The following is a 16,612-nucleotide window of genomic DNA, read 5'->3' as shown; positions in this document are numbered from 1 at the left end:
GAGATTACGCGTATCGGCCTCGAATCGTGTTGATGACACGGGATGCGATGAGGTCGATATCTTCGTCGCTCATCGCGGTCGACAGTGCCAGTAGGCCGTTGGTGCCGACGAGAACGCCCGCTTCGTAGAGCCGCCACCACATCGCCGTGGCGTCATCGACGATCAGGCGTAGCAGCGACCCACTGCCGTTCACGGTCAGTCCCGCATCCACCAGCCGGTCGCGGAGCCGGTTTCCTTTTGCGTTGAGGGTGGCCACGCTGGACGCAGGAAAGCGATGTAAGGCTGCCAGGCCGGCGGCCATGGTGACCGGGTTGGCGCTGAAGGTGCCGCCCCACGCAACCGGTCCGTCTCCGAGTGGACTGAAGGCGTCGAGTACATCGGCGCGTCCGCCGATGGCGCCCACGGGGAACCCGCCACCAATGATCTTGCCGAGCGAGACGACATCTGGAGTGATGTCATAACTCTGGTGTAGTCCGCCGGCGCCGAGGCGGAACGTGATCACCTCGTCGATTGCCAGTAGTGCGCCGTAGGCAGTACTCAATGTGCGTGCAGCCATGGCGAATTCGCGCGTCACCGGCTGTAGGCCAGCCCGGTTGGGCATCAGGTCCAGCAGGATGACGGCAACGCGATCGCCATACTGTCGCATCGTTGCTTCGAGTTCGTCCAAGTCGTTTTGCGGCAGGACGATCGAAGCGGCGGCGACACTGTCGGGGACACCGGGCGCATCCGAGGCCACCACGCCGTCGTATGTTCCGTGATAGCTCCCGTCGAACCGCACGACCAGGTCGCGGCCGGTGTGGGCGCGCGCACCACGGATCAACATCATCACGGCCTCGGTTCCGGAATTGCAGAAGCGCCATCGTTGCAAACCGGTACGAGTGCTGAGTAGTTCAGCCATCTCGATTTCGTAGGAGGTCGGAAGGCCGAATGCGGTGCCTCTTGCGGCTGCATCCATTGCCGCAGAGAGAATCTCAGGGTCCGCGTGCCCGTGGATCAACGCGGTGTAATTGTTGTTGCAGTCGATACTGCGGTGCCCGACCGCGTCGACGACCGATGCTCCCTGGCCTTTCACGGCATAAGGCGGATGCGGGTTGACGAACAACGTCGAGCGGGTGTTGCCTCCCGGCATTACCTCGATGGCGCGGTGGAACAGGGCATCTGCGTCGTTCATCGGCCGGCGCTGATTGTGCGGCTCTGCTCTCGCATGAATCCGGGCAGGTACCACGGGCCGAGTCCGCCCTTGCCCGAGGAGCCGCTGGCCTTCCAGCCGCAGAACGACTGCAGGCCGGGCCATGCTCCTGTGGTGGCGCCCTCGCGACGATTCACGTAGACGACTCCGGCCTGGATCTCGTCGAGGAATCTGTCGGTCTCCTCCGTCGCGGCACTGAAGATGCCTGCGGACAAACCGTATTCGACGGCGTTTGCCTCGGCCAGCGCGTCGTCGATACCGTCCACGGTAGTGACGGTGACCACTGGGGCGAACAGCTCTTCTCGCGTCATCCGGTGACCCCGCGGTAGTCCGGTGACGAGCGTCGGGGCGATGAAGTGGCCCGGTCCGGGCGGGACGGAGCCGTTGATCACGGTTGCGCCGTCGGCGCGGGCCGCAGCCAGGGCCGCTGTCACCCGGGACGTGACGACTTCGTCGATCAGCGGTCCGACGAAGACGTCTGCTCGGCCGGGGTCGCCGACGACGATCTGTTCGATTCGTGCCGACAAGCGTGTGACCAGCTCGTCGTGAACCGAGCGGTCCACAATGACTCGTCTTGTCGCGCTGCACTTCTGGCCTGAAAATCCGTAAGCCGAGCGGACGATACCTTCTACCGCGTCATCGATGACGGCGCTGGCCATCACGATGGCCGGATTGCTGCCGCCCATTTCGGCCAGGACAGGTTTGGCGTACGCGCCGCTGGACAACGTCCTTATGATCCCCCAGCCGACGTCCGCCGATCCGGTGAAGGCCACGCCATCGATATCGGCATTGGCGAGGAGCTGGCCGGTCTGCGCACCGCCGTGTACGACGTTGAGCACCCCCGCGGGTAGCGACGCAGCCAGCAGTCGCGCGGCCAGATCGGTAGAGCGCGGCGTCTTGTCCGAGGGCTTCAAGACGGCTGTGTTCCCGGTGACCAAAGCCGCGGCGGTCATGTTCACCGCCAACGCGACGGGGAAGTTGAACGGCGCGAGAATCCCGAACACGCCGTAGGGCCGCAGTACATCGGTGGTCGTGTCGGTCGCAGTGGGTCGAAGCGGTGTGCTGAATCCGTTGTGGGATTCGATCTGCGCACAGTAGTGCTCGATCAGATCGATCGACTCCTGAGCCTCGGCCAGCGACTCGATGCGTGACTTGCCCGTTTCGGCGGAGATTGTTGCGGCGATGTGGATCGCGTTATCCGAGAAGCGAATCTTCGCCGCCCGCAGTGCGCTTACCCGCTCCGCAAAGGACAGGTTGCGCCAACCACGCGCGGCCGCTTGAGCCGCGGCGACGGCCTCGTCGACAATTTGCTGGTCACCGGCGTGCGCCTTGGCCACGACGCGCCCGGGGTCGGCAGGGTCGCGGCGGTCGAATACCTCACCCTGCGGGCGGTCGTCACCGGCGATCACGTGCGGTAGCGGCCCTGGAATCTCCGTGCGGCACGTCTGCAGAGCGCTCTCGAAGTCCCGATCGAGTTCGGGTGCCAGCGTTGTGCTTCCGTAGTTGAGAGTGGTCATGAGTGTCCGTTCAGGCAGAGGGGTGGGCGGGGGTGCCGACGATCACGCGGTCGGGGGCCCAGGTGGGCGACCAGGTGAAGATGGGGTCGGCATCGAGGACAGCGTCGGCGGCGACTACCCCGATGGAGGGAGCGAGCTGGATGCCCGATCCGCCTGCGCCCAGGGCGCAGATCACCGTCGGCTGGTCCGGATGGCGCCCCACTATCGGCCGGTGATCAGGACTCATCGGATAGATTCCCTGCCAGCTGCCGCTGATCGTCAGGTCATCGACAATGTGCAGACGCTCGGCCATCAACGTCAGAACTCGCTCGACGTCGGCGTCACCGACACGCCGGAGGCTCACGTCCGGTGAAACGGGTTCGTGTACCCCTTCGTCGGTGTGCAGACCCGCAATCAACTGATCGACTCGCTCGGACCGAAAGTAGACGCCATCGGTCCCGGAGTCGGGCACATAGTCCATGACGAAGGGAAGTAGCGGGTCCATCGGCGACCGTAGATCGACCGTGATGGCGCCATGCAACTGCGGATGAAGGGCGATGGGTGCTCCCAGGCGTTCACCGACACGCGCGCCCCAAGCGCCCGCCGCGTTGACGACGACGTCCGCCTCCACGAAACCTTTGGAGGTAGCCAATCGCCACCTGCCATTGGCGTCGACATCGGCACCCAGCAGTTCGGTTTTGGTCGAGATCCGTGCGCCCGCAGCGGTAATCATTCGTGCCGCGAGGGTGCAGTACTCGTAGCCGTCGATATAGCCGTCGGAAGCGCCGTACAGGCCGCCTATGCGGTCGGAGGTCACGAGCTGGGGCCACGTGCCGGCGATGTCGTCGGCCGTCATGACGCGTGCGTCGACAACACCGAAATCCCGCTGGATCTTCAGGCTGTCCTCGAAGGTGTCGATGTCAGCTGCGGTCGATCCCAACCGAAGATAACCGCATGAGACAAAGCCAAGACCGTGGTCCGCGGCCAATCTGTCATAGAAGCGCCGGCCATACACGCGGGCTTCGATGTCGTCTGCGCGAAAATACTGTGTCTCGACCATCCCCACCGAGCGGCCCGACGACCCTTCGCCCGGGTGGCTTCGTTCGATCACGTGAACGTCGGTGCTACCACGGTTGATGAGCTCGAGAGCAGTGGACAACCCGAGGACGCCAGCTCCGATCACGACCACGCTTGGGGCCGTTGTCATTACGCCTCCATGAAGATGGGAATCCCTGGCGGATTGGATGAGTCGCCCCGCCGTTCGTACCGACATCCGGCACTGCTCTAAATCCTATAGTTCAGTTTGTTTAAGGGCAAGGCTGCTCTGGTCGGCCGGCCATCAGACAGCCAGGGACACCACCGACCAGCCGTAGGTTGATACCGGGAATCGTTGCAGGACTGGCGATTGCGTCCGGGACTGATCAGCTCGAGACTGGATCGGGAGGCCCGTGCTGAGCACCGGAACCGTGGAGACGACGACGCGATCGGATTCGTTGACCAGTGCCAACGGCACCGAGATTCGGCGCAGGTCGGCGGTCAGCGACTCGGTGAATCGACGGACGTCGACGTCGGCGGCGACAACACCCTGTGGACCGGACGGGCCAGGCACGGGCAGGGAGACGGTGACGGTGTAGTCGTCAGCGCCCCACGCGTCGATGAATGGCCCTGACAGCGTGGGAAGCCCGCTGTCCCTGGCGGTTCGAAACCATCGCAGGGCCGCGTAGTCGTAGAAACTCTCGGAGTCGGGATCGACACTGTGGGATCGTTCTACTGTTGTGTCGCCCCGGTGCACCCACCACACCATCGCCGGAGGACGCCCCGAGTCGAGATAGGAGACCGCATACCCGGCACCGGCCAGAGCACCTGCGCTGCCGCCGTCTTCCAGCATCTGGCGGGTGGCGCTTGCCAAGTACTCGAAATCTTGCCTCGCCGAGGATACGTTGCCCGCCAGGACGTTCAGCTTATTGACGACAGAATCGATGCGGCTGGCCACCTCGATGGCCAGTTCCTCGATCTCTTGGCTCACATCTTTGCCGCGTCCGGTCATCTTGGCTTCCTTGCACTCGAGTCGACGCGCTGCCCGGCCAGGTCGCGGGCAACCTCGATGCCGGCGTTCCGTGCGGCGCGCAGCGCGTCTTCGTGCCGGCCGTCGCGGACCGCCTCTAGCAGAGACTTATGTTGTTGCCCAACAGTTTTACGTAGTTTCGCGTTGCTGTAGGCGACCGACAACAGGGGTCCGTAGTCGATCACACAGGTCACCGTGGCTCGGGTCAGCCGCACCGACTGCGACGCCGCGGCCAAGGAGATCGACAGTCTGCCCTCAGTGCGCCGAGCGCTCGTCGAGTCCTTAGCTCGGGCAAAGGTGCCCACATGGGACTGCATCCCGTTGACTTCATCGTCGGAAGCGCGCTCGGCGGCCAGGGCGGCGGCCGCTCCGGCGACGCTGATCCGCCAGTCTGACAAGTCTCGGATATCGACCAATGACATCTCCTGAAGGCGCGAATATCCATGTGCCACCGGGTCGTAACCATCGCGTCGAATGAAGCTGCCTCCGGTTCGGCCGCGTCTGGTCTCGACGAGTCCAGCCTGGCGCATGAGGGCCAGAGCATCACGTAACGTAACCGGGGAAATACCCAGTTGCGCAGCGAGTTCGGTCTCCGGTGGTAGTTGTTCGCCATCCTTGAAGACGTCCAGCGCGACCGCGCTTCGTAGCCGATCGAAGACCAGCTGGGTTCGCCCACCGTGCTCGAGGGGTGAAAAGATCACCTCGCGAAGTATGTCCGATGTTTGCGGTACCGCCATCGACGTCATACCAACTTTCGCGTCTCATGGTTGAGCCGCCCGGGAGCCGGCTTCGCCGACTCCCGGGGACTTCAGCGACCTAGTATGCCCAAGACTTCCTCGGCGGCAAGCCCCCCGGTGTGCAAAGCGCCTTCGACGCCCAGGCGCGCATCGAAGTCCGACCCGGCAAAGGTGATCCGGCCTTGGCGTTGGCGAGCCTTGGGGCGCAGTGTGGATTGCCCCGGTCGCAGGTAGCTCCAGGTGCCCCGGGAATACTGATCACCGGCCCAGTCGTGCCAGGCCACCGCATCCACTGTGATATCCGGTACGTACTGGCGTAGCGAGTTCTGCACCGCTCCAACGTCATCGAGATCCACGATGCCCGCTTCGGAGGTGAAGCCCACAACGATTGCCCGATCCCCGTCGTGGAAGGTGGTCGATGCTGTCGCGAACCCTCCGCCAGGCGGGATGCCGTGTGCGTAGAAGGGTTCGGGGCAATTGCTGACGAACACGGTGACCTTCTCGGCCTGTCCGGCGACCCCCTGGCTTGCCAGTGTGTTCAACTCCGGTGATAGCCCAGGGGAGAATCGAACCCCTGAGAGCACTCCGATGGGTAGTGCGCACACCACCGCCTCGACCGTGAGCGTGGCAGTGGACGTCGTCACCCGAACATCCGCGCCGGTGTCTTCGACCGCGACGACCTCGGTCCCGAGCAGGACGTCGGCGTCCGAGCCCGACATGACCGCATCATGCAGTGCACCCGTTCCGTCGGCCAGCTGCGGACCCAGGGTGCGTGCCATCGGTGTGTCGTACGGAGCGGCGAAGAACGTCGCTGCGGAAACTGATCCGCTCTTTGCGATGGTGTGCAGCAGAGGCAACGCCGACGGAACATCCCACGGGTCACCGGCCAGGGTGACGATGTGCGTGGAGAACAACTCGCGAGTGTGTGGTCCGAGCGCCAGACCCTCGAGCAAGCTCGGCCACGGCACGTCAAGATCTGCCACGTCCTGATCTTCGATCGGCTGGATCGGGTCAATCCGAGACGCCAGTTCCGAGATCCGTAGGAGGAGACGCTCGAAAGAGACGAGTTCATCGAGCGGAACCGGCATCGGTCCGACCCTGCGCTGGCCGTCGGACAGCCAGATCAGCTTGGTTTTCGCCAGTGAACCCCAATCCAGCCTCAGATCGTGCTCGTCGATCTCTTTCCAGGTCAGGGGATAACTGGGCCGGTCCAGCATGAACGCCCCGCCCCATTCCACGGCATGGCCGTCGAAGTAGGCCGGCTGCGACCACATCCGACCCGCGAGGCGATCGCGTGCCTCGATGATCAGCACGCGTAGACCGGCGCGGGTCAACTGCCGTGAGGCCGTGGCGCCGGCAAAGCCGCCGCCCAGAATCGCGACGTCGTACTTGCCCTGTGGGCTGTCCACAACGCGATGCATAACTCTCCTGCTCTCTTTTTCGAACTACTGAGACTGGAACGCTGCCAAGGCGTTCGACACGGGGTCGAGGTTGTCGGCGTAATACTTGGCGTCTTCGCTCACAGTGTTGGCGGCGGTTTCTTTCGATACGACGTAGGGCTGCACGGCGGGGTTGTAGTCCGACGGGCCCAAGTCCTTTATCGCGGTGGTGTAGGTCGTGCGGTCGACGAACCCGATCTGCCCCTTACGGTCGAGGATCCACATCGCGATGGCCGCCTGTCCCACCGCGGGGTCCGGAGCGCCCTTGGGCACCGCGAAGTAGGCCGCGGTCGTCAGGCCGCCGTTCCAGGTGAAGTCCAACGGCAGTTTTTGGTTGACGATCGCGTCGTATGCGCGGCCCGTCCACACCATGCCCATCGAGCATTCGCCGTTATTGAGCAGCTGCAGGACTGTCGAGCCCGACTCCCACCACACGATGTCGTCTTTGATGGTGCCGAGCTTCGCGAGTGCGCGATTGACGTCAAGGGGATACATCTTGTCGGCGGGAACGCCGTCCGCAAGCAGTGCCACCTCGAGGGTGCCTGCGCTCACCGGATACTTATACAGGCAGCGCTTGCCGGGAAAATCCTTGGTGTTGAACAGATCTGCGGTCGATGTAGGCTTTTTGCCGCCGAGCGCCTTGGTGTTCCAGACCAGCACCGAACCGTTGTCTTCGACCCTGACCCCGTACTTGTCGACACTGGCGCCGTCGATCTTGTCGACCGGGACTTTCGAGGTGTCGAGTTCTTCGAGCAGGCCGGCATTCGCAGCTTGGTAGAACTCGCCCCCGGTGCCGAACTCTATGAGGTTCCAGGGCACGTTGCCCGCCTCGGCAGCGGCCCGGAACTTCGTCGAGGTCCCGTCGGTGAACTCTGCCTGGGCCGGCAGGCCGGTCAGCGCCGTGAAGTCCTTCCACACCGTCTCGTTTTTCGCGTCGGTGGTGAGGCCACCCGACGAGTCGTACCAGGTCAGCGACCCGTTCAGGCCTTTGAAGGTGGAGTCCGGAAACACCGCGGGGTCGAAATCCCCGGCGCTTTGCGTCGGTGCCTGCGAATTACCGCACGCGGCGGTGATGGCACTGCAGACTGCCACGGCCAAGACCGCTGTCACCTGCTTCACTTTCGCTCTTGACATGGCTGCTCCTTTGGGCAAGGTTGTTTTAACCGATCGAACTGTATCTTTAATCTAGGTCACGTCAAGAGGAAACTGTGAGAACTGCTACACGAGCCCCCAATGAGGCCGAGCCCGATCCGGCTGAATCGGCTTCGCCCGCAGGGCCGTTGGAGGCCAGTCGATTCCGGCCGCGGCGGCCGGTGGGAACTGCCGTGCTGTTGGTGGCGCTGGTGGCCTTGTACGGGGTCTTCTTTTTCTGGCCGCTGGTGAGCATCGCGCTGCGCAGCCTCAGTTCGGACGGATCCCTGTCCTATACGCTTGCCAAGTTCTCGTTGGTCAACTACGCAAGTCTCTTCACCGACGCACTGCTGCGCGACGTGCTGGTGAACACCGTGATCACCGCGACGGTGTCCACGTTGGTGACGTTCGTCTTGGCGTTCCCGAGTGCGTATCTGATGTCACGCCTGCAGCGGTCGATGTCGACGACGTTGTTCATGATGATTCTCTTACCGTTCTGGGTGTCGATCCTGGTCCGGCTGTTCGCCTTCCTGGAATTGCTGTCGTCCAACGGTCCGGTCAATTCGATACTGGAGACGCTCGGTGTGGGACGCCAGCAACTCCTGTTCAACTCCGTCGGCACTGTTATCGGTATGGTGAATTACCTTCTGCCGTACATGATCCTGGTGCTGTTCGCAGCCATGAGCGGAGTGGACCCGAACCTCACCCGCGCGGCAAAGTCGCTCGGCTGCTCGAGTTGGCAGGCCTTCATCTCGGTGTATCTGCCGTCGATTCGCGGGTCGGTGGTCGGTGCGCTGCTGCTGAACTTCATCATCGCCACGGGTTTCTTCTTGACACCGGCAATCCTCGGCGGTCCGCGGGACATCACTATCTCCACCTACATCGCCACGCAGGTGCAGAACTATCGATGGGGGCCCGCGAGCGCATTCGGCGTCATCCTGCTCATCGTCACGTGTATCGGCTTCGCCGCCGCGGGCCGAATGACCGGCCTGACGGCGGGGTCGGGTATTACGATCACCGGATCCAAGGGCGTATCGCGCGACGAGGCAATGCCTTTCGGGCCGGCCAAGGTCGGGCTGTGGGCAGTGACAGTCGTCGTCATCGCATTCCTTTTCGCGCCGATCGCCTTCGTCTTCCCGCTGTCGTGGGGCGTCGACGCCACCATCGCCTGGCCGCCGCGCGGGTTCACTCTCGACTGGTATCACGTGGCGCTGACCAACCCCATGTGGACCGATGCGCTCCAGAAGAGTGTCACCGTCGGGTTGGCCGTCGCGGTGCTCTGCGTCGCGCTGGCCGTAATGATCGCCCGCTGGATCCGCACGCTGGACGGCCGCCCACGACTTCAATCGGCGATCATCAGCGTGGTGTATCTACCGGTCATCGTTCCGGTGATCCTGCTGGCCATCGGCACCTTCGACGTGCAGAACCGGATCGGACTTCTCGGTACGTGGTGGGGCCTGGTCTTGGTGGAAACCATTATGGCGCTGCCGTTTACCTATCTGGTGGTGGCAGCGGCGCTCAACAACGTCGATTCGAGCTTGGAAAAGGCCGCGTGGACGATGGGGGCGAGTCGCCTCTATGCCCTGCGCAAGGTCGTCATCCCGACGGTAGTGCCGGCAATCATCGGTGCGGCCTTACTGGCCTTCATCAGCTCGTGGGACGAGGCAGTGGTCGCGCTATTTCAGACCAGCTTCGACAAGACCCTGCCCGTCAACTTCTACGCTTCGTTGAAGAGTGGATCGAGCCCCGTCATCGCCGCTATCGGCGCGATGCTGATGCTGTTGGTCCTGATACTCGGCGCAGCATTCCTCACCATCGCGGCGGTGCGCAACCGCCGCAAGCACAACGCCGCACCACCTAACCCGACCCCGTAACGAGGCCTTCATGATCACCGAACAGAAGCCGGCACCCGCAACGACACCCGTCGGCGAGTCCTTCATCGAAATCCGGGATTTGCACCATGAGTACGCCGGTATCACCGCACTCGACAGCGTGTCGCTCGACGTTCGGGCAGGCGAATTCGTGACCCTGCTCGGTCCTAGCGGATCGGGCAAGAGTTCTCTGCTGCACATTCTTGCCGGACTCGTCAGCGCCACGTCGGGGACGATCAGCATCGCTGGTCGCGACATCACCCGTGTACCACCGCAGAAGCGCGAGATCGGCCTGGTCTTCCAAAACTACGCGCTGTTCCCACATCTGACGGCCGCCGAGAACATCCGGTTTCCCCACAACGTGCGCAAGACGCCCGAGCGGGACGCGTCGGCACGAGTCGCCGAGGTGCTCGAACTTGTCGAGCTCACCGCACTCGCGGATCGACGCCCCGATCAGCTCAGTGGTGGTCAGCAACAACGTGTGGCGGTCGGGCGAGCGATCTCGGCGGTCCCGAAGGTGCTGCTTCTCGACGAGCCGCTCGGTGCTCTCGACCGGCGTCTTCGCCAACAACTCGGTCACGAGATCCGGCGTGTGCAAAGGGAAACGGGAATCACCACGCTCTACGTCACTCACGATCAAGAAGAGGCGTTCACCATGTCCGATCGGGTGGTGGTGATGAACCACGGGGAGATCCGGCAGGTCGGCACTCCCGAAGAGGTTTATGCACGGCCTAGCGACTCCTTCGTCGCCAACTTTGTCGGTGAGGTGAACCTGTGGCCGGTCACCGTGGACAACCGCGAGTCGGGCACGACCATCGCGACCATCGCCGAGACGGCTCGGTTCAGCGCGCGCTGCGGCGATGACGCGCGCCGCTCGGCGGGGGCGCTGGTGGTCGCCGTGCGGCCCGAGCGTGTCTGGGTATGGCGGCCGGACGGCCCCCCGCCCCGCCCCGAGATTCAACTCGTCGATTCGGGCGTGATCGTGGAGTCCACATTCCTGGGCAACAGCCGAAGCGTGGTCGTCGAATCGGGGCGACTCGGCAGAACCACCGCGCTGCTCTATGACGGTGAGGAGCCGCGGGACCGCGGAGAGAATGTGTCGTTCGGCTGGGAAGCCAGACATGCCTTGGTAATTCCGCAATAGCTGTCGGCGCAGACGGGTTGGTCGGCGACCCCGCGGCCCGGCATCGGACATCGTCTAAGAACCTATTGCCGGCGGGGCCGTCGGCCAGCTTGCCCGTGGAAACCGGGCGGTGTCTGCGCTAGCCGCGGAATGCGGTCAACGCGTCGATGACGAAACGGTGATCGTCCTCTCCTGCGAGTCCTGACACGCCTACCGCGCCGATCAACGACCCGCGCACCCGCAGGGGAACCGCCCCACCTGCCAGTGCGATGAAGGCGCGGTCATACCCGCCCTCGACGAAGTAGTCCGAATCGCCGGACCATTGTTTGCAGGCTGTGGCGAAGGAGGAACAGTTGTGTTTGGCAACCGCCCGGAACTTTCGGATCAACCAATCGTCATTCGTGGCCGCCGCGCCACTTAAGGCGCGGTGGAATACCTTTTGTTCGCCGAAGTGGATGGCGATCGCGACGGGCAGCGCCGCCGCCGATGCCGTCGAGGCCATCGCGCTACCGAGGTTCCACGCATCGTCGTAGGAGAACCGGTCGAAGGTGATGGCGTTCTCTTCCGCCAGCACGGACTCGTATAGATCGAGCCATCCTGATGAATCGCTGGGCAGTTGCATGGTGTCCTTCACGGTAGAGGCGGCTGGCCGAAATATAGTGCATTGTCGACAATACTCTGCGTTCGGCCTGCTGGACTCAGGCCGTAACCACGCCGGACGACTCGTCAGTGACCCTCGTCCTGGTTGGTTGCTTCTACCGCTTCGCGGAAGGCGGCGACCTCGGCTGCCTCGTCGTCGCTGACTTCCTTCGTTGCCAGGAAGACTGCTATCAGCCGCGCATTGGGATCCGTGGCGAGTGCGGGCAGATAGCGGTCGCGCCAGGTCCACAGGTTCGGATGCGGATGATCGGTCAAGGCTTCGGCGGGGGCCAGTTGCCTGATCGCCCGTTCGAGTTCGCCTCGGCCGAGGGTGTAGGACGCTGTGCCACGTCGATAGCCGGTGACGTCCGCCATCACCACGCCGGGCAACGAATGCTGCCCGGCATCAACAACATTGACAACCTGGAAGTGCTCAGCAAGAGGGCCGGGGGCGTCTGCCGGTATGAATCCGACCCCGTGGGCGTAGGGGGGATGCCAACCGTGCAGAGTCCCGGCGAGCCGGTCATGCTCTGCGGCAATCTCCTCGGCGGTGTGCCACTGCTGCATCGTGAATCCCCTCGGTAGTCGTGACGGCGAAACCCGTGTTCGCCCCGATATGAGTGTTGGTCGTCCGAATGGCGACATGTCTGCGCCGCAATGTGCAAGCGCCCCTGCGCACTACGTATCGCAGCTGGTCTTCTTCACCAGGGCCGGCGTGAGCCTGCTGGAGGGTGGATGGCGATGTTCGGTACGGACTGGATATTGCTCCTTGTCGACAATAGCCTATCTGCCTTCCGTGCGTTCTCCGACCTGGGGCAGCCGCGTTTGTGAGGGTCTTCGCCCCGGTCCGGTATCGCACCGGCGCGGCAGGGGCGGTCGACAGTGAGTGTTGGGTCCGACGGTCGGTATCGATTCGCGCGAATACTTGACGCCGAAGGAGATCGACGCCAGAATCAAATTGGCTCATGTCGACAATGCACAATTATTCGATCTCGTCCGATTGTGTTCGACGTCTGAGACGCCCATCCGTTCGACGCAGCCCGCACGTCGTGACGGTGTCTTTCAAGAGAGGTCCTCATGGCATCACATACTTCCGGCGACGGGAACCCCCCGGTCGATGTCCTCGTGATCGGAGCCGGCCCGTCCGGTGCGGTCGTCGCACACACCGCTGCCGCCGCAGGCTTGAGTGTGGTCGTGTTGGAGCAGGGCGACTGGGTCAACCCGAGCGATTTCCCGGCGAACCACCCTGAATGGGAACTGCTGATCCAGCATGACTGGTCCCACGATCCCAACGTTCGTAACCTTCCGTCGGACTATCCCGTTGACGTCGCGGACTCCGACATGTGGCCGGTGATGTTCAACGCAGTCGGCGGCAGTTCCATCTTTTACGGCGCGGAGTGGCCGCGTTTGGTCCCTTCGGATTTCCGGGTGAAAACACTCGACGGCGTCAGCGACGACTGGCCTATCTGTTACGACGATCTCAAGCCGTATCACGACGAGGTCGACGCGTTCATCGGCGTATCGGGGGTTGACGGTGATACCGCCTACCCAGACGGGCTCGAGTACCCGCTGCCCCCGAATCCGTTGGGCAAGGCTGGGATCAAGGGCGCCGAGGCGGCCAACACCCTGGGCTGGCACTGGTGGCCGGGTACCAATGCCATCGCGAGTCAGAAGTTCAAAACCCTTGAGCAGTGCGGTCGTTGGGGCACCTGCGAATGGGGCTGCCCCCAAGGCGCGAAAGCATCGTTTGATTTGATCTACCTGCCGCAAGCTCAGAAACTTGGGGCCAAGGTCGTCACCGGCGCCCGGGTTCGCAAGGTGGTGACCGACGATGACACCGGGCTGGCCACTGGCGCGGAATATGTCGACCGCGAGGGCGTGGTGCAGTTTCAGGCCGCCCGCGCCGTGGTCATGTGCGCCAATGGGGTGGGTACACCGCGGCTGCTACTCCTGTCCGCCAGTGACAGACACCCCAATGGTCTGGCCAACTCTTCGGACATGGTCGGGCGAAACCTGATGCTGCATCCCAACTGCAGCGCACTCGGGTTCTACGAGGAGCCGCTGGAGAGCTGGCGCGGTCCGGCCGGGCAGTTGATCCATTCCCTCGAGTTTTACGAAACCGACGAATCGCGCGGGTTCGTACGGGGAAGCAAGATGCACATCCTGCCGACCCCGGGCCCGCTCAACGCCATCGAGGCCCACCGCCAACTCGACTTCGAAGAACTGTGGGGCCCGGCAGTACACGATGTCGCCCGACTGGCGCAGAACGGGATCCTCTGGGCCGCCAACACCGAGGATCTGCCCGAGCCGCACAACCGCGTCACCCTCTCGCCCGATCTGGTCGACAGTGATGGGCTGCCGGCGCCCAAGATCGAGTACCGCATCAGCGAAAACACCCGCAAAATCTTGAAATTCACCGTCGACCGGATGGTCGAGCTGCATGAAGCCGCGGGAGCGGTCCGCATCATCACCCAGGAAATCTGGGTGGACCAGCCGGGTCATCTACTGGGCACCGCCCGGATGGGGGACGACCCGGCGACCTCCGTCGTCGACTCGTACGGCAAGACCCACGACATCGACAACCTCTACATCGCCGACGGCAGCATCTTCGTCACCTCCGGATCCGCCAACCCGACGTGCACGATCAGCGCCCTGGCGCTGCGTGTCGCCAAGAACCTCGTCGACCAGTTCGCCACCCGAAAGGCAAACGTATGAGCTCCAACGGACGTCCAACCGCTACCCAGCAACGCCTTTCGGTGCCGCCCCGCAACACCCGTCCGCCGCGCGCGCTCGCCGGGACCGAGTTGGCGGCACTGCTGCGGGTGGCCGACTGCTTGATCCCCGCGTCGGGTGCCAACCCGAAAGCCAGTGACGCCGAGCAATACACGTCATACCTACAGCTTGCGCTCGCGGCACGGGCAGACGTGTTCGACGCCATCGTCGACGGGGCCACCAGCCTCGCCGATACCCCGGAGGACGGATTGTGGGATGCGCTCAAGAAGATGTCGGCTGAGGACGCGATCACTTTCGATCCGCTGTCAGCGGTAGTGGCCGGCGCCTACTTCATGACCCCGCAGGTGATGAAGCTGATCGGCTATCCCGGCCAGCACCGTGATCCTGCCCCGGTCGAACTGGCCGCAGACGAGATCGGCAGCGGAATCCTCGACCCGGTGTTGGAACGTGGCTTCATCTATGTTTCCGCGGCTGGTGAGTAAGGGGCAGGCGCCTTTTCCAGAGCTCGGCGGGCTCAGTGTCGTGGGGTGGGATCCGCGGCACTGAGCCCGCCGAGGCACAGTTTCGGCTCAGAAGTCCGACGCATCCGGTCCGGCGAGCACGAGCGGACGCAGGTCGGTAATCCAGTCGTTGTGAAGGCGTGGCGGTTCACTTACCCGCCAGTTCAGCCCGGCGGCCTCCAGGTCGCGGGAGTGGATTCCGGGGCGGGCGGCGGTGGCGATGACGTAGTCGTCCTCACGGTCGAGTCTGCCTCTCCACGCGTGTACGTCTGCGGGGGTAAGTCCTTGAGAGTCCTTGGTAAGAGCAAAGACTCCGTCCCATCGCCGTGCCCGGGCCACTGGGCCACGGTTGGTGCCGATGGAGGCCACCCAGATCGGCGGCCGCGGCCGTTGATAGCCCCTTGGGCTCAGGTGCGCGTGTACCGTGAACGCGGGTCCGACGTGATCAAGTGTTTCACCTGTGAACATCGCGTCGATGATTGTCAGGCCCTCGTCGAGTAGTTCGGCGCGTGCCCGGAGGTCGGTCGGTTCACCAAAATCGCCGAACTCCTCCTTTGGCGGGGCGCCCAGGCCGAACCCGGCGAGGACTCGACCGCCAGAGAGATGATCGATGGTGATGATCTCCTTGGCCACCTTCCAGGGGCGGCGACGGGGGAGCGCGACGACCATCGGGCCGAGTGCGATCTTCGAGGTCGACACAGCAATTGCCGAGAGGGTCGCGGCGGGGTCCAGTACGTCGACGCGCTGAGACGCATCGGTCTGCAGGGTGTCCCAGACGAAGAACCCGTCCCACCCCGCGGCTTCGGCCTGCATCGCCAATTCGACTATGGCGTTTGGGTTTCCGACGTTGGGTACGTTGAGTGCCTGCTTGAGTGACATGATCGCCTCCTGCCCGCGGTCGGCTAGTGCTGATGTGGCGCGGCGCCGTAGCACGCCACCGTGGTTCCGCCGTCGAGCGCGAGCGCAGTGCCCGTGGCGGTGCCGGCGTGTAGCAGCCACACCGCAGCGTCGCCAACCTCGGCGGCGCTCGCAATGGCGCGCAGCGGAACACGGGCAATCTCGGCCTTGTAGGCCTGGTCGAGATCGTCGGACAACGCAAGCTCGCTGCGCAGCATCGGGGTATCGACTGGTCCTGGGCACAGGGCGTTGACCCGCACCCGGGGGGCCAGCTCCGCGGCGAGGGCACGAGTGAGTCCTAGCACGCCGGCCTTACTCGCGCAGTACGCCGAGTAGTGCGGCATCCCGATGGATGCGGCTTCCGAGCCGAGGTTGACGATGCTGCCTACTTCCGTGGACGCGCGCCTGGCTGCGACTACGGCCTGGCACATGAGGAAGGTGCCGGTGAGGTTGACGGCCAGCGTGGTGTGCCAGCTGTCGGTTGTGATGTCCGACAGCGGTCCGGGAGCGCAGACACCCGCGGCGTTGATCAATCCGAACGGCGTTCCCAGTTCGTCCACGACGGCCCCGACTGCCGCGGTGACCTGTTCGGGATCAGTCACGTCGCAGGGGCGCACCAAGGATGTCGAGCCATCGGGAAGGGCCGCCGCGACTTCTCGCAGCGCCACCTCGTCGCGGGCCAACAGCGCGACTGCATGTCCACGCTGGGCGAGCAGGTGCGCAGTGGCGGCGCCGATACCGGACGATGCTCCAGTGACAATTGTGACGGGTAAGACCATGGCGGGAAACATC

15 protein-coding genes are annotated in these 16,612 nt (G+C 63.9%); 4 read left to right on the top strand and 11 right to left on the bottom strand.

The window, feature by feature from the left end; all coding sequences use genetic code 11:
- Window positions 1-4 precede the first annotated feature (4 nt).
- The 7 genes from H7J73_RS13290 to H7J73_RS13260 all read right to left on the bottom strand — a co-directional run bounded on the left by H7J73_RS13290 (window position 5) and on the right by H7J73_RS13260 (window position 8,060).
- Window positions 5-1,171: an aspartate aminotransferase family protein gene (locus H7J73_RS13290; protein ID WP_264067857.1), complete on the bottom strand. Its 1,167-nt coding sequence runs from the start codon at window positions 1,169-1,171 to the stop codon at window positions 5-7.
- Window positions 1,168-2,706 carry an aldehyde dehydrogenase family protein gene (locus H7J73_RS13285; protein WP_264067856.1) on the bottom strand — a complete coding sequence of 513 codons (1,539 nt, stop codon included), beginning with the start codon at window positions 2,704-2,706 and terminating at the stop codon, window positions 1,168-1,170. The genes H7J73_RS13290 and H7J73_RS13285 overlap by 4 nt, the downstream gene beginning before the upstream one ends.
- Window positions 2,707-2,716: 10 nt before the next feature.
- Window positions 2,717-3,892: an NAD(P)/FAD-dependent oxidoreductase gene (locus tag H7J73_RS13280; protein WP_264067855.1), complete on the bottom strand. Its 1,176-nt coding sequence runs from the start codon at window positions 3,890-3,892 to the stop codon at window positions 2,717-2,719.
- 132 nt (window positions 3,893-4,024) lie between these two features.
- Window positions 4,025-4,732 (bottom strand): PDC sensor domain-containing protein, encoded by a 708-nt coding sequence (locus H7J73_RS13275; RefSeq protein WP_264067854.1) that lies wholly within the window; start codon window positions 4,730-4,732, stop codon window positions 4,025-4,027.
- Window positions 4,729-5,451 (bottom strand): FadR/GntR family transcriptional regulator, encoded by a 723-nt coding sequence (locus H7J73_RS13270; protein WP_264067853.1) that lies wholly within the window; start codon window positions 5,449-5,451, stop codon window positions 4,729-4,731. Before H7J73_RS13270 ends, H7J73_RS13275 begins: the two co-directional genes overlap by 4 nt.
- 107 nt (window positions 5,452-5,558) lie before the next feature.
- Window positions 5,559-6,908, bottom strand: a complete 1,350-nt coding sequence (locus tag H7J73_RS13265; RefSeq protein ID WP_264067852.1) for a flavin monoamine oxidase family protein — start codon at window positions 6,906-6,908, stop codon at window positions 5,559-5,561.
- A gap of 24 nt (window positions 6,909-6,932) precedes the next feature.
- On the bottom strand, window positions 6,933-8,060 hold the full coding sequence (locus H7J73_RS13260) for an extracellular solute-binding protein (protein ID WP_264067851.1): 1,128 nt from the start codon (window positions 8,058-8,060) through the stop codon (window positions 6,933-6,935).
- Window positions 8,061-8,134: 74 nt separating this feature from the next.
- Between H7J73_RS13260 and H7J73_RS13255 the strand changes: the two genes are divergently transcribed.
- Window positions 8,135-9,931: an ABC transporter permease gene (locus tag H7J73_RS13255; RefSeq protein ID WP_264067849.1), complete on the top strand. Its 1,797-nt coding sequence runs from the start codon at window positions 8,135-8,137 to the stop codon at window positions 9,929-9,931.
- Between the two features lie 10 nt (window positions 9,932-9,941).
- Window positions 9,942-11,072: an ABC transporter ATP-binding protein gene (locus H7J73_RS13250; protein WP_264067848.1), complete on the top strand. Its 1,131-nt coding sequence runs from the start codon at window positions 9,942-9,944 to the stop codon at window positions 11,070-11,072.
- 118 nt (window positions 11,073-11,190) lie between these two features.
- On the opposite strand, the gene H7J73_RS13245 is transcribed toward H7J73_RS13250, so the two are convergent.
- Both H7J73_RS13245 and H7J73_RS13240 read right to left on the bottom strand, forming a co-directional pair.
- Complete coding sequence (locus tag H7J73_RS13245; protein ID WP_264067847.1) at window positions 11,191-11,673, bottom strand: heme-binding protein; 483 nt, start codon at window positions 11,671-11,673, stop codon at window positions 11,191-11,193.
- 104 nt (window positions 11,674-11,777) lie between these two features.
- Window positions 11,778-12,257, bottom strand: coding sequence for a hypothetical protein (locus H7J73_RS13240; protein ID WP_264067846.1), 480 nt, complete (start codon window positions 12,255-12,257; stop codon window positions 11,778-11,780).
- A 510-nt stretch (window positions 12,258-12,767) separates the two neighbouring features.
- On the opposite strand from H7J73_RS13240, the gene H7J73_RS13235 reads away from it, so the two are divergent.
- Both H7J73_RS13235 and H7J73_RS13230 read left to right on the top strand, forming a co-directional pair.
- Window positions 12,768-14,405, top strand: a complete 1,638-nt coding sequence (locus H7J73_RS13235; RefSeq protein WP_264067844.1) for a GMC family oxidoreductase — start codon at window positions 12,768-12,770, stop codon at window positions 14,403-14,405.
- Window positions 14,402-14,905 (top strand): hypothetical protein, encoded by a 504-nt coding sequence (locus H7J73_RS13230; RefSeq protein WP_264067843.1) that lies wholly within the window; start codon window positions 14,402-14,404, stop codon window positions 14,903-14,905. The genes H7J73_RS13235 and H7J73_RS13230 overlap by 4 nt, the downstream gene beginning before the upstream one ends.
- Window positions 14,906-14,992: 87 nt before the next feature.
- Here the strand turns inward: H7J73_RS13230 and H7J73_RS13225 are convergent, their stop codons facing one another.
- Together H7J73_RS13225 and H7J73_RS13220 are read right to left on the bottom strand one after the other, a co-directional pair.
- The gene (locus H7J73_RS13225) at window positions 14,993-15,802 is read right to left on the bottom strand and encodes an LLM class flavin-dependent oxidoreductase (RefSeq protein ID WP_264067842.1); all 810 of its coding nucleotides are present in this window, start codon (window positions 15,800-15,802) and stop codon (window positions 14,993-14,995) included.
- Between the two features lie 23 nt (window positions 15,803-15,825).
- The gene (locus H7J73_RS13220; RefSeq protein WP_264067841.1) at window positions 15,826-16,611 is read right to left on the bottom strand and encodes an SDR family NAD(P)-dependent oxidoreductase; all 786 of its coding nucleotides are present in this window, start codon (window positions 16,609-16,611) and stop codon (window positions 15,826-15,828) included.
- Window position 16,612 lies beyond the last annotated feature (1 nt).

It is taken from the genome of Mycolicibacterium komossense (assembly GCF_025822605.1).
Lineage (GTDB): Bacteria > Actinomycetota > Actinomycetes > Mycobacteriales > Mycobacteriaceae > Mycobacterium > Mycobacterium komossense.
This window is presented reverse-complemented; position numbering and strand designations above follow the sequence as displayed.